A 12,714-nucleotide genomic window follows, 5' to 3' on the forward strand; every position below is an offset into this window, starting at 1 on the left:
GGTTATTTACTTTAGCATTTCAGAAAGCAACCAAATAAACACACTAGAGAATTAAGTGTATCTAACCAAAAATTATGTTTAAAAAGTTAATTGCCGCAGCATTAATAGCCTATCCAGGTGCGCAGATTTTAGCACAAAAACCCAGTGATTCATACACACAATCCATTAACGGAACCAAATTAAAATTCGATATGCAGGCTATACCGGCAGGCAAATTTAAAATGGGAAGTAAAACCGGAAAACCGGATGAGCAACCCGTTCATGAGGTTAAACTCGATGCTTTCTGGATGGGAAAACACGAGGTAACCTGGGATATTTTTGAACCCTTCCTCTATCGTGATTATGAAAAACAAGCCAGTACAGGTGCCATTCCGGCTGAAGTAGATGCGGTTACCAGGCCCACCAAGCCTTATCTCGATATGACTTTTGGCATGGGTAAAGAGCACCAGCCTGCCATAGCCATGACCCAATATAACGCCATCCAGTTTTGTAAATGGCTTTACATGCGTACAGGTGTTTTTTACCGCTTACCAACAGAGGCAGAATGGGAATACGCCTGTAAAGCAGGTACCGAAAGCAAATATTCTTTCGGTGATGATGCCGCTAAATTAGGCGATTATGCCTGGTATAAAGATAACAGCGATAACAAAACCCACCAGGTAGGATTAAAAAAACCAAATGCCTGGGGTTTGTTTGATATGCATGGAAATGTTAGCGAATGGACTTACGACCAGTATATTGCCGATTTTTACGATCAGGGAAAGGATAAGATCACCGAAAATCCTGTTGCCAAACCCGAAAAGCTTTATCCAAATGCCGTTCGTGGGGGTTCTTATGATGAAACCGCGGATAATTTAACTTCAACAGCCAGATTAGCGTCTGATCCATCATGGAAACAATTGGATCCACAGATTCCGAAAAGCAACTGGTGGTTTCCTGAAGCTCCTTTTGTAGGTATGCGCCTGGTGCGTCCTGTAAAAACACCTTCAAAAGCAGAAATAGATGCGTATTATGATAAGCAGCCTATAAAAGACTTTTAAAAAACACAACCCTAACCAAAATAAAATTAAACACATGAGAAAACCAATTAACCAACAAGATCGTCGCGATTTTTTAAAAGCAACAGCCATGCTGGCCGGCGGGGCCATGTTAAGCAGCATTCCACTGGCAGGAGCCTATGCATCGGGATCAGACACCATTAAAATTGCCTTAATAGGCTGTGGCGATCGTGGTACAGGAGCAGCTTTCCAGGCACTCAGCACTAAATTCAACATTAAGCTGGTAGCCATGGCCGATGCCTTTCAAGACCGTTTAGATGGCAGTTACCAATCGTTAAGCGCTAAATTTGCCGCAAAAATGGATGTTCCCAAAGAACGCCAGTTTGTGGGTTTCGATGCGTATTTAAAAGCCATTCCGTTAGCCGATGTCGTGCTGTTAACCACGCCTCCGGGCTTCCGTCCTATCCATTTTGAAGAAGCAGTTAAACAGAATAAACAAATTTTCATGGAAAAACCTGTTGCGGTAGATGCACCAGGCATTAGAAAGGTATTGGCCGCAGCCGAAGAAGCTAAAAAGAAAAAATTAAACGTCGTAGTTGGTTTACAGCGCCGCTACCAGTCCAACTATCGCGAAGCAATGAAACGCATTAACGATGGTGCCATTGGCGATATCATGGCGGGCCAGGTATACTGGAACAGCGGTGGCGTTTGGGTACGTCCGCGTAAACCAAACCAGACCGAAATGGAGTACCAAATGAGAAACTGGTATTATTTCAACTGGTTATGCGGCGATCATATTGTAGAGCAGCATGTACACAATATCGATATTGCCAACTGGATCAAAAACGGACATCCGGTTTCGGTACAGGGAACGGGTAGCCGCGCCTGGAGAACCGGAAAAGATTATGGCGAGATTTATGATAACCACTCTATCGAACTAACTTATGCCGATGGTGCGGTAATCCATAGCCAGTGCAGGCATTTTGAAGGCATCAGTAACCGTGTGGATGAATCTTTTCAAGGCACAAAAGGCAAAATCTATCTTTCAGCCGGCAATCAGGCCATCATGAAAGATTACAGCGGTAAAGAATTATATAACCACAATACCAAAGGAAATGCAAATCCGTACCAAACCGAGCATGACGAACTCTTCGATGCTGTTTCTAAGGGGGAATATAAATTTAGTAATGTAGATTATGCTGCAACAAGTACATTTTCGTCAATTATAGGCCGTTTTGCTACTTATTCTGGTCAAACCATTAAATGGGATGAAGCCCTGGCTTCAGATATCAGCTTAATGCCAGAGCGTTTTGCATGGGATGCCAATCCAAAGTTGATGCCTGATGAAAATGGATTATACCCTGTGGCCAGACCAGGGCAAACCAAGGTGATCTAGAAAGTAAATGGATGCGTAATAGGTTTTTGCTTTTCATTTTGCCCCTTATTTTTGCTTTTTCCTTAAAAAAAGAACTGAAGCAATATAAAATCAATGGTTTTGCACAGGGAACTGATTATGCTATTATGTACTATGCTACCGATAGTTTGGCAACTAAGGCAGGCATAGACAGTCTATTAAACGAAATTGATTTATCGATGTCACTTTACAAGAAGGGATCATTGATAAATCAATTTAACGCTGCCGAAAAAGAAATTAAAACCGACCGTTTCATAAACGACGTGCTTAAAAGGAGCTTCGAGATTAATCAGGATACCAAAGGCATTTTCGATATCACTGTTGCCCCTTTGGTACAAGCCTGGGGTTTTGGACCGAAAGAGGCTAAAAAAGAACCCGATCCGGCAGCCATTAAATCGATATTGGCCTGTGTAGGCATGAAAAATCTAAAACTCAAAAATGGTTTATTAAGTAAACTAAAGCCCTGTGTACAGATCGATTTAAATGGAATAGCCCAGGGCTACAGTGTTGATTTAATTGCCGCCTATCTCGAACAAAAAGGAATTAAACAATACGTGGCCGAACTGGGAGGCGAAATCCGGATCGCCGGACCAAAACCCAATGGGGAAGCCATGAAAATCGGCATTGAAGGGCCCGATAAAGATGGGATCCCGGTAATCAGGCATATCGCTGCCATAAATTCGGGCGCCATTACCACCTCAGGCAACTACCGGAAGTTTCACCAGAGCGGGAAGAAAAAAATCTCCCACCTGATTGATCCTAGAACAGGTTATCCTTTAGATAATGAGATGATCAGTGTTACGGTTTATGCGAACGATGCCATTACCGCCGATGGTTACGATAATGCCTTAATGGCCATGCACCTTAAAGACGCTATTGCCTTTGTAGAAAACAGAAAAAACCTCGAAGCTTATTTTGTGTACCACCAAAAAGATGGCAAAGTAGCCGACACCTTAACCACCGGATTTAAAAAATTAATTACACACCAATAACCTAAAAACCTCACCGATGAAAAGAAGTGAATTTATAAGAAATAGTCTCCTTACGGCTGGTGCAGTTACCACCGGTGGCGGTATTACCCATATTCTTGCTGCCGAAAAAACCGATACCGCATTAAGCGACAAAACTTTTAACCTCGATTATGCCCCGCACCAGGGCATGTTTCAAAATCATGCAGGCAAAAGTTTTTTAGATCAGATCCAGTTTATGTACGATAAAGGTTTCCGTTCTATAGAAGATAACGGCTACCTGGGCCGCCCGGTTGAAGAACAGGAAAAAATCGGAAACCTGTTGGCCAAATTGGGTATGCGCATGGGCGTTTTTGTGGTAGATGGAGGCGACAACTGGAAAACATCTTTAACCACCGGTAAAAAAGAGTTTAAAGACAAATTTATCGAAACCTGCAAAAAATCAGTCGAAGCTGCAAAGCGCTGTAACGCCAAATGGCTTACCGTAGTGCCCGGATTTTATGAGCGCAACCTGCCTTACGGCAACCAGTTTGCCAACGTAATTGATGCCATGCGTGCAGGTGCCGAGATTTTTGAACCCCATGGCCTGATTATGGTTTTGGAAACCCTGAGCGATACACCCGAACTTTTTCTCCAAAAAACCAATCAAACCTACGCGGTTTGTAAAGCGGTTAAAAGTCCTTCGTGTAAAATTCTTTATGATATTTATCACATGCAACGTACAGAAGGCGACCTGATTAAAACCATCGACCGCTGCTGGGATGAAATTGCCTACATCCAGATAGGTGATAACCCGGGCCGCAAAGAACCTACAACCGGCGAAATCAATTATAAAACCCTGTTTAAACACTTGTATACTAAAGGCTATAAAGGTGTTATGGGTATGGAGCACGGCAATTCGAAAGGTGGCAAAGAAGGCGAACTGGCTGTAATTGCGGCTTATCGGGCAGAGGATAATTTTTTGTAGATATATACTAGATGGGTCGTCATCCCCAACTCGATTGGGGATCTTAAAGCATTAAGCTGGGTTTACAAGCCGTATTAAGATTCCCGTCTGCACGGGAATGATGCATGGTTTAGATGCGATCGTCATCCCCAACTTGATTGGGGATCTTAAAGCATTAAGCGGGGTTTGCAAGCCGCATTAAGATTCCCATCTGCACGGGAATGACGCCTGGATGAGTTGCGATCGTCATCCCCAACTTGATTGGGGATCCTAAAGTATCGAGCCGGGTTTGCAAGCCGAATTAAGATTCCCGTCTGCACGGGAATGACGCGTGGATTACATGCGAGCGTCATCCCCAACTTGATTGGGGATCTTAAAGCATTAAGCCGGGTTTGCAAGCCGAATTAAGATTCCCGTCTGCACGGGAACGACGTCTGGATGAGATGCGATCGTCATCCCCAACTTGATTGGGGATCTTAAAGCATTAAGCCGGGTTTGCAAGCCGCATTAAGATTCCCATCTTTAAAATCACAAATCCTCATTAAACAAATCTAGCCATTGAGGATTGTTATCGCTAATCAACTTAATTTTCCAATCCCTATTCCATTTCTTCAATTTCTTCTCCTGAGCAATTGCCTCTTCAATGCCAGGATAGAACATAAAATATACGAGCTTTATACAATTATATTTAGCTGTAAAGGAAGTTGGATATCTTTTGCATTTATGATCAATTACTCTTGAGTGCAAGTCAGAAGTAACGCCGATGTAATATACCGTGTTAAAGGCATTGGTCATAATGTAAACACAACCACCACGTTCCATGTCTTAAAATTACGCTATTTCTCATAAGATTTATGTTCTACATAAGGAAAGTATTGCGAATTTTCTGCTTGCCATCGTCTCATGTGATCATCATCCCGAATTTCTTCGGGATCTTAAAGCGCTTGCAGAGTTCTCAAACTGCATTAAGATTCCCGTCTGCACGGGAATGACGCGTGGATTACATGCGAGCGTCATCCCCAACTTGATTGGGGGATCTTTAAAGCATTAAGCGGGGTTTACAAGCCGCATTAAGATCCCCGTCTGCACGGGAATGACGTATGGATGAGATGCAAGCGTCATTCCCAACTCGATTGGGAATCTTAAAGCTTTAAGCGGGACTGGTAAACTGCATTAAGATTCCCGTCTGTACGGGAATGACGCGTGGATTACATGCGAGCGTCATCCCCAACTTGATTGGGGATCTTAAAGCACTAAGCTGGGTTTACAAGCCGCATTAAGATCCCCGTCTGCACGGGAATGACGTATGGATGAAATGTAAGCGTCATTCCCAACTCGATTGGGAATCCCCCGCCGTGGTCTGTGTCCCCACAGACCATATGCATCATCTCTTCACCTACCCCACCTTCAACACCCACACCGATACACTTCCGGCATTGCAGTGAAACTCCGCCCAGCCATTTTCATCAATAATTACTTCCTGCTGGCGATAGCCTAAGGCATCAATAAAGGTTTTTCCGGCAAAGTGTTTACCGACTTCCATTTCTTTATAACCTTCTTCTCCTGTACTCAACAATACCGCTAAGCCACTATTTTCATGTTCCTCATCACCAGCGCGTGTCCATCCGACACAAATGCCATGGTCAAAATAATCACGCTGCTCACCGTAGGCTAAGGCTGTACGGATTTTACTCATCGTTTCTACTGCCGGAATAGCCACCAGCTCAACATGCACCTCATCCCCTTCTTTGTCTTTATCGTCATAAATCCCGCCATACAGGTCAGGAAAGAATAAACAGGGAATCCCCTGTATACGCAGCAGGATCATGGCATACGCCAAAGGCCTGAACCAAAAATCGACGTATGATTCCAGCGCCTGCAAAGGTTGCGAATCATGATTATCCACAAATGTTACCGCCAGATCGGGCTTTACCTGTACCAATGTTCCGTCGAAGATCGTCCGCATGTCAAAATCCTCGTTTTTACTCGCCAGGAAAAAATTATGGTGCAAAAGCGAATCGAATATTTGTGTCCTGCCGCCGGTAATTTCAATATAGTGCAATTGGCCTTCCCTATCTACCACATCCCAATCTTCAGCTACTATAAAAAATTCGCGGTTAAATTTCTGGTTCAGGTGATCAATCCACTCGACAATAAAATCCGGATTAATGTGTTTAACGGCATCTAACCGAAAACCGTCTACTTTGGTGGTCTCCACTATCCATTCGCCCCAGTATTTTAACTCTTCAATTACAGCCCTGTTGCGGTAATCGATATCGTTGAACATCAGGTAGTCATAATTGCCAAATTCGGTTGATGGAACCTCTTCAAAACCTTCACCCAGGTAGTTCTGGATCGAATAAATGGCTGTTTTCTTCAGGTCTTCGGCCCAGTCTACCCCGCTAAAGCACTCATGGTTCCATATAAATTCAGAATATTTGCCCTTCCGCCCCGGAAAGGTAAACTTGGTCCAGGCCTGTATTTCGAAAACATCGCTGGTAAATTCAGTTCTGTCATCAGGATTTACGGTTCTTACGGCTATTTTTTCCAGTTCATCGCCACCTGCCTTGTGGTTAAAAACGGCATCAGCCAATGCGCCGATTCCATTCTCATGTAAGGCTTCAATGGCCCTGATGTACTCCTCTTTAGAGCCATGTTTCGTATTTACGCTCCCTTTCTGGTCAAATTCGCCCAGATCAAAAAGGTCGTAAACGGCATAGCCCACATCATAGGCCGCGTTGTTAGATTTATAGGCTGGCGGCAACCAAACAGCGGTTATCCCAATTTCTTTTAAATGACTGGCTTCGGCAGCTACTTTGGTCCACAAATTTTGTTCTTCGTTATAATACCAATGGAAAAATTGGATCAGGGTCTGGTTCTGCATTAATCGGATTTTTGTTAGGATAACATGATAAAAGATGAATTGTTTTTAAATAACACGCTCCCAAATCTATTTCCTGCTGATCACCGCAGAAAAGCAAATCATCAATCTGCGAAAATCTGTGTGATCTATGAAGTAGTTTGAGCCGTCGTCACCCTGAATTTATTTCAGGGTCTTTCCTGCTATTAAGATGCTGACCACGTAGTAGCTACAAGGCAATTGAAAACACTATTTCTACTTGTAAAATGAATTCAGCATGACGAATTGACGAAGGAACAACCTTAGCATGCTTTTCCCCTCTGATTTCGCAAATCGCCGCAGAAACAATAATCAATCTGCGAGCGATCGTCATGCTGAATTTATTTCAGCATCTTCTCTGCTATTAAAAATACGTCGAATCCAAAATATATTTCCCCGCTCTATGCCGCGGTAGCATGGTAGTTTTTCGCAGTTCGTGTTGTTTTTAGCTGTGCTCAAGAATGCTGCGCATTTTGTCGCGCCAAAGTACCCAAAGCGCTTTGTCAATCCAGCAATGCGGCTCACAGGGCCCCACTCACATCAAAAAACAGCGGCGCTTCGTTTTGTGTTCAAATTTCCAGAATAATTTTAATTGTCGCTTATGAACACAAAACCACTGCGTTTAAGGCTTGGCAGTGCTGTATTCTCTTTTGTGCACCTGTTTTTTGACTTCCCCACCACTTGGGATTGACGGCGTTCTTCGCTCCAGACTGTGGTTTTTCAAGGCAAGCCTAGCATAGTGCCCAAAACTAATGTCCAAAATACGAATCAAAAAGGTAGAATAATTGCACATATTAGGAAGGAAAACACTATTTCAATCTGCGAAAATCTGTGCGATCTGCGGGAACAACCGTAACATCCTTTCCCCCCGCTAATGTCGCTGATCAACGCAGAAAAGCAAATCATCAATCTGCGAAAATCTGTGTGATCTATGAAGTAGTTTGAGCGGTCGTCACCCTGAATTTATTTCAGGGTCTTTCCTGCTATTAAGATGCTGAAATGAATTCAGCATGACGAATTGACGAAGGAACAACCTTAGCATGCTTTCTCCCGCTGATTTCGCAAATCACCGCAAAAACAATAATCAATCTGCGAAAATCTGTGTGATCTATGAAGTAGTTTGAGCGGTCGTCACCTTGAATTTATTTCAGGGTCTTTCCTGCTATTAAGATGCTGAAATGAATTCAGCATGACGAATTGACGAAGGAACAACCGTAACATGCTTCCCAGCTGATGTCGCCGACCACCGCATAAAACATCCTTTCAATTCGTTAGCATCCATTTGTGATACCTTTTTAACACATTTTATTTACTTTTGCACTCAAATGAGTTTAAAAAAGAAATTTGCCAGAGAAAGTTTTACCATCATGAACGAATTGGTATTACCAAATGATACCAATACCTTAAACAACCTAATGGGCGGACGCCTGCTTCATTGGATGGATATTGCAGCGGCAATTTCGGCTCAAAAACACTGCAACCGCATTGTGGTTACCGCTTCGGTTGATAATGTTTCGTTTAAACAGCCCATTAAGTTAGGTGATGTGATTACCATCGAAGCCAAAGTGACCAGGGCTTTTAATACCTCGGTTGAAGTTCGTTTGGATGTATGGTCCGAAAATATTCCCAGCGGTGCACGCCAAAAAAGTAATGAGGCTTATTATACCTTTGTTGCGGTTGACCAAAGTGCGCGTACCATACCCGTACCCGAACTTGTTCCGGAAACACCTGAAGAAATCGACCTGTTTGATGGTGCCCTGCGCCGCAGGCAATTGCGGTTGGTTTTAGGCGGAAAAATGAACCCTGATGAAGCCAGCGAACTTAAGGCACTTTTCTCTAAAGCATAATTTTTACATTAAATTGCTTTCAGCTTAGCATGATTGTTTTATTTTAGCGTTTACCCTACGCTGAAAAATATGACAACTTATACCATTCTTATTATTTTAAGCGGATTAGTGATTTTCTCTTATCTGTTTGATTTAGTGGCCAGTAAAACGAAAGTACCATCGGTTTTACTGCTACTCCTTTTAGGTATTGGTTTACGTTTACTGGTCGACAACCTCAAGATACAAACCTTTAATTTCCTGTCTATCCTACCCACATTGGGTACTGTGGGTTTAATTTTAATTGTTTTTGAAGGTTCGCTCGAGCTTAAATACGACCGGCATAAAAACAAGGTGATACGCAGTGCTTTTTTCTCTGCCCTGAGTATTTTAGTGGGTACCATTGTCATCATCACCAGTATTATTTACCAGATCACCCACCACGATTTATATACCTGTATCGCAAATGCCATTCCTTTTAGCGTCATCAGCTCGGCTATTGCCATCCCTTCAGCAGCGGCGTTAAACACTAACGATAAGGAATTCGTCATCTACGAATCTTCTTTCTCCGATATTTTAGGGATCATTATTTTCAATTTTGCCATTACCAACCATTCGATCAATACATCCGCTTTTATTGGTTTAGCGCTGAGTACCTTCCTGATCCTTTTACTATCGGCCATTGCCTGCGTAGTGTTACTGTATGTAATGGGCAGGTTGGTGCACCACATTAAATTCTTCCTGATTATCGCCATACTGATCCTGGTTTATGCCATTGGCCAGTCATACCACCTCTCTTCGCTGGTTTTAATTTTAAGCACCGGACTCTTCCTGAACAATGCCGATGCCATCGAAAATGCCTGGTTCAGGGGGATCTTTTTATATAAAAATTTAACAGCCGATTTATCCCAGCTCTATCAATTGTCGGCAGAAAGCGCTTTTATTTTACGTACTTTTTTCTTCGTTATTTTTGGCTTTACGATGAATATCAACAGCCTGAATGATAAAATTATACTGGCTAACGGCTTTTTTATCCTGATATCCATTTATATCATCAGGGTGCTGTTTCTTAAAATATTCAAAAAAGAAAACCTGAGCCCGATTTTATACATTGCCCCCCGCGGACTGATCAGCATTTTGCTTTATTTCAATCTGCCGGCTTCCTTAAAAATGCCCGAGGTGGGTACACCATTTTTATTCCTGGTTGTTCTGGGATCGAGTATTGTAATGACGCTGGGTATCACCTTGAGTAAGAGAAATACAGCAGTTCGTTAGGCATTGGTTCATTAGTTCAATGGTTCATTAGGCATTAGTTCAATGGTTTATTGGTCATTAGTTCATTGGTCATTGGTTCATTGCGTTAATCGTAGATTCAATTAGAATGATCGTCATCTCGACTGTAGCGCAGTGAAATGGAGAGATCTACCCAGGCAGATTTATGTCGTGGTTCACGATTGCTTTGCACTCCCTTAGAAATGACGATAGATTGAGGAGCTATCTTGGTCAATTATTTAAACCGGTGACGGATAGCCAACGCCATATTTTAGCACAAAGCGTTAGGCGTTTAGCCTGGAAACTGTCAACTGAAAACTGCCAACTCCAAACTTCATTACAAGCCATCCTCTCGTTCAATAGACTCGGTCATTGGTTCATTGGTTCATTGCGTTAATCGTATAGATTCAATAGAATGATCGTCATCTCGACTGTAGCGCAGTGAAATGGAGAGATCTACCCAGACAGATTTATATCGTGGTTCCCGATTGCTTTGCACTCCCTTAGAAATGACGATAGATTGCGGAGCTATCTTGGTCAATTGTTTAAACCGGTTAACGGATAGCCAACGCCATATCTTAGCGCAAAGCATTAGGCGTTCAGCCTGGAAACTGTCAACTGAAAACTCCCAACTGAAAAGCTTTAATGCGTAGCACTAGGCGCTTAGCGGGAAGACTCCAAACTCCCTGCTCCAAACTCCCAACTTTATTACCCCCTTAAATAGACTCAAGACTTCCGACTAATGACTTGAGACTTTGGACTCCGGACTAAAGACTTGGGACTCCGGACTAACCCTACGCCCCCATTTCCAATATCTTATCAAATTCTGCCGCTTTTAATGGCATTACCGATAAACGCCCCTGGCGCACCAGCGAAATATCGGCCAAGCTTGGCTCGGCCTTGATCTGCTCTAACGAAACCGGGTTCTTTAACGTTTCTACCGGAGCCAAATCAACCACCACCCAATTCGCATCATCAGTGGTAGGATCCTGGTAAAACTCTTTAACTACTTTGGCAATACCCACCACGTTTTTACCTTCGTTACTATGATAAAAAAGCACCAGATCGCCTTCTTTCATGGCTTTCAGGTTGTTACGGGCCTGGTAATTACGCACACCATCCCAAAAGGTACGGCCATCTGCATTAAATTTTTCCCAACTGTATTTAAAAGGCTCTGACTTGACTAACCAATGATTCATGCTGCTTCGTATTTGTTTCGATTATTTTATCCTCAAAACTAAGAAAAGGGAATGGATTAGGAAATAGGTTGGGAAGAATGATGGAGATTGAGCGCTGCGCTTCATCTTGGATAAAGCTAGTCAGGCCCAACTTTTCAGCTCACCTGCGTAATCGAAAATGCTGCATTGCATTCGTGTTAAAACATAGGTCAGATCTTGCTGCTTTGACCACCAATTCTGACTCATTTTCTCAGTTCACGTATTGGTGAGTATACTTTTGTTAAATATACCAGAGAAGGAGTATATTAGTTCCAATGAAAATACAAACGATTATAATACTTCTATTCATATCAATATCTTCATTTGGACAATCCAATCTAAATGAACTCATTAGGCAAAGGTTAATCACAAAAACACCTTATTCGACCGTTCAAGCTAGCAATCGTAATTACATTTTGAAAAGTAAATTGCTATCGTTTACTGATGTCAAGCTTGTTTTAAGTGGTTTAAGGAAAGCGAAACATATATTAGTTAATCCTAAAGGAGGAACAGCATTTGGCGATCTTGATAATTCTGAAATAGATTCAAGTGATTTTGAAGTTGAAAGTTTACGGCTTATAGGAGCTTTTAATGCGACCAACAGTACCTTGGTACATCTTCAGATTACTCTTAAAGATGATCAGACCCCAAAAGGAATTCTATTAGTCTTGGATAAGAATGGCAAAATAATAGAGTGGCTGTTTTCAGATGGCAGCTTAAATAGTGGTAATCCTAACGGTAATATATCGCGAGAATTAACAATCACCAAGGAAAATCAAATAGAGTTGGAGGAAACTTCATGGGGTCGAAATACGGAATCTTATAAATTAAAAGCTATTTACAAGTTGATACATACTCCAACATCAAGACTCAAACTGATCCATAGGAAGCTTAAATGATTGTATAATAAGTGAAAAACAGATCGAAATCCCGTTGCTTTGCAACTGCTAATTCTCACAGGTCAGGCCAATGCTTAAGGCAATTGGCACTAAGACTCACGCTAAAATGGGAAAGAATAGCGGGAATATAAAATTGATCAGCTGAAGTTGACGCTTATATTAAAATTATTTATCTTGTTTAAACACGTTAGTTAAATCATAATAAACTATTATTCCGCCTCAAATAAAATGGGACACAAAAAAGTCTGCCTAAACTGTAAAAAGGCATTTAGCATATA

At 42.2% G+C, this 12,714-nt stretch carries 10 protein-coding genes; 7 read left to right on the forward strand and 3 right to left on the reverse strand.

All coding sequences use genetic code 11. The features are described 5' to 3' along the window. The first annotated feature begins 74 nt into the window (after positions 1–74). Genes ACFSR6_RS14600 through ACFSR6_RS14615 form a run of 4 tightly spaced genes read left to right on the forward strand, consistent with a single transcriptional unit; the run spans position 75 to position 4,347 of the window. Positions 75–1,040 (forward strand): formylglycine-generating enzyme family protein, encoded by a 966-nt coding sequence (locus ACFSR6_RS14600; RefSeq protein WP_379080104.1) that lies wholly within the window; start codon positions 75–77, stop codon positions 1,038–1,040. Positions 1,041–1,074: 34 nt separating this feature from the next. Next, positions 1,075–2,394: a Gfo/Idh/MocA family oxidoreductase gene (locus tag ACFSR6_RS14605; protein ID WP_379080106.1), complete on the forward strand. Its 1,320-nt coding sequence runs from the start codon at positions 1,075–1,077 to the stop codon at positions 2,392–2,394. A gap of 11 nt (positions 2,395–2,405) precedes the next feature. Continuing rightward, positions 2,406–3,404 (forward strand): FAD:protein FMN transferase, encoded by a 999-nt coding sequence (locus ACFSR6_RS14610; protein WP_379080108.1) that lies wholly within the window; start codon positions 2,406–2,408, stop codon positions 3,402–3,404. A 16-nt stretch (positions 3,405–3,420) separates the two neighbouring features. Beyond that, on the forward strand, positions 3,421–4,347 hold the full coding sequence (locus tag ACFSR6_RS14615; protein ID WP_379080110.1) for a hydroxypyruvate isomerase family protein: 927 nt from the start codon (positions 3,421–3,423) through the stop codon (positions 4,345–4,347). A 507-nt stretch (positions 4,348–4,854) separates the two neighbouring features. On the opposite strand, the gene ACFSR6_RS14620 is transcribed toward ACFSR6_RS14615, so the two are convergent. Together ACFSR6_RS14620 and ACFSR6_RS14625 are read right to left on the reverse strand one after the other, a co-directional pair. Beyond that, on the reverse strand, positions 4,855–5,148 hold the full coding sequence (locus ACFSR6_RS14620; RefSeq protein ID WP_379080112.1) for a GIY-YIG nuclease family protein: 294 nt from the start codon (positions 5,146–5,148) through the stop codon (positions 4,855–4,857). 574 nt (positions 5,149–5,722) lie between these two features. Further along, complete coding sequence (locus tag ACFSR6_RS14625) at positions 5,723–7,210, reverse strand: alpha-amylase (protein WP_379080114.1); 1,488 nt, start codon at positions 7,208–7,210, stop codon at positions 5,723–5,725. 1,340 nt (positions 7,211–8,550) lie between these two features. Here ACFSR6_RS14625 and ACFSR6_RS14630 point away from each other — a divergent pair. Continuing rightward, positions 8,551–9,072 (forward strand): acyl-CoA thioesterase, encoded by a 522-nt coding sequence (locus tag ACFSR6_RS14630; RefSeq protein ID WP_183759465.1) that lies wholly within the window; start codon positions 8,551–8,553, stop codon positions 9,070–9,072. A 69-nt stretch (positions 9,073–9,141) separates the two neighbouring features. After that, entirely contained in the window at positions 9,142–10,323 is a 1,182-nt protein-coding gene (locus ACFSR6_RS14635; RefSeq protein WP_379080116.1) for a cation:proton antiporter domain-containing protein, read from the forward strand. Positions 10,324–11,114: 791 nt separating this feature from the next. On the opposite strand, the gene ACFSR6_RS14640 is transcribed toward ACFSR6_RS14635, so the two are convergent. Then, positions 11,115–11,519 carry an EVE domain-containing protein gene (locus ACFSR6_RS14640; protein ID WP_343522359.1) on the reverse strand — a complete coding sequence of 135 codons (405 nt, stop codon included), beginning with the start codon at positions 11,517–11,519 and terminating at the stop codon, positions 11,115–11,117. Between the two features lie 293 nt (positions 11,520–11,812). Here ACFSR6_RS14640 and ACFSR6_RS14645 point away from each other — a divergent pair, with 293 nt between their 5' ends. Further along, complete coding sequence (locus ACFSR6_RS14645) at positions 11,813–12,436, forward strand: hypothetical protein (RefSeq protein WP_379080118.1); 624 nt, start codon at positions 11,813–11,815, stop codon at positions 12,434–12,436. Positions 12,437–12,714 lie beyond the last annotated feature (278 nt).

It is taken from the genome of Pedobacter vanadiisoli (assembly GCF_042684385.1).
Lineage (GTDB): Bacteria > Bacteroidota > Bacteroidia > Sphingobacteriales > Sphingobacteriaceae > Pedobacter > Pedobacter vanadiisoli.

Coding starts and splice junctions, on each gene's coding strand:
- ACFSR6_RS14630 (WP_183759465.1), top strand. CDS start 8,551: ATGAGTTTAAAAAAGAAATTTGCCAGAGAAAGTTTTACCATCATGAAC.
- ACFSR6_RS14620 (WP_379080112.1), bottom strand. CDS start 5,148: ATGGAACGTGGTGGTTGTGTTTACATTATGACCAATGCCTTTAACACG.
- ACFSR6_RS14610 (WP_379080108.1), top strand. CDS start 2,406: ATGCGTAATAGGTTTTTGCTTTTCATTTTGCCCCTTATTTTTGCTTTT.
- ACFSR6_RS14605 (WP_379080106.1), top strand. CDS start 1,075: ATGAGAAAACCAATTAACCAACAAGATCGTCGCGATTTTTTAAAAGCA.
- ACFSR6_RS14635 (WP_379080116.1), top strand. CDS start 9,142: ATGACAACTTATACCATTCTTATTATTTTAAGCGGATTAGTGATTTTC.
- ACFSR6_RS14645 (WP_379080118.1), top strand. CDS start 11,813: ATGAAAATACAAACGATTATAATACTTCTATTCATATCAATATCTTCA.
- ACFSR6_RS14600 (WP_379080104.1), top strand. CDS start 75: ATGTTTAAAAAGTTAATTGCCGCAGCATTAATAGCCTATCCAGGTGCG.
- ACFSR6_RS14640 (WP_343522359.1), bottom strand. CDS start 11,519: ATGAATCATTGGTTAGTCAAGTCAGAGCCTTTTAAATACAGTTGGGAA.
- ACFSR6_RS14615 (WP_379080110.1), top strand. CDS start 3,421: ATGAAAAGAAGTGAATTTATAAGAAATAGTCTCCTTACGGCTGGTGCA.
- ACFSR6_RS14625 (WP_379080114.1), bottom strand. CDS start 7,210: ATGCAGAACCAGACCCTGATCCAATTTTTCCATTGGTATTATAACGAA.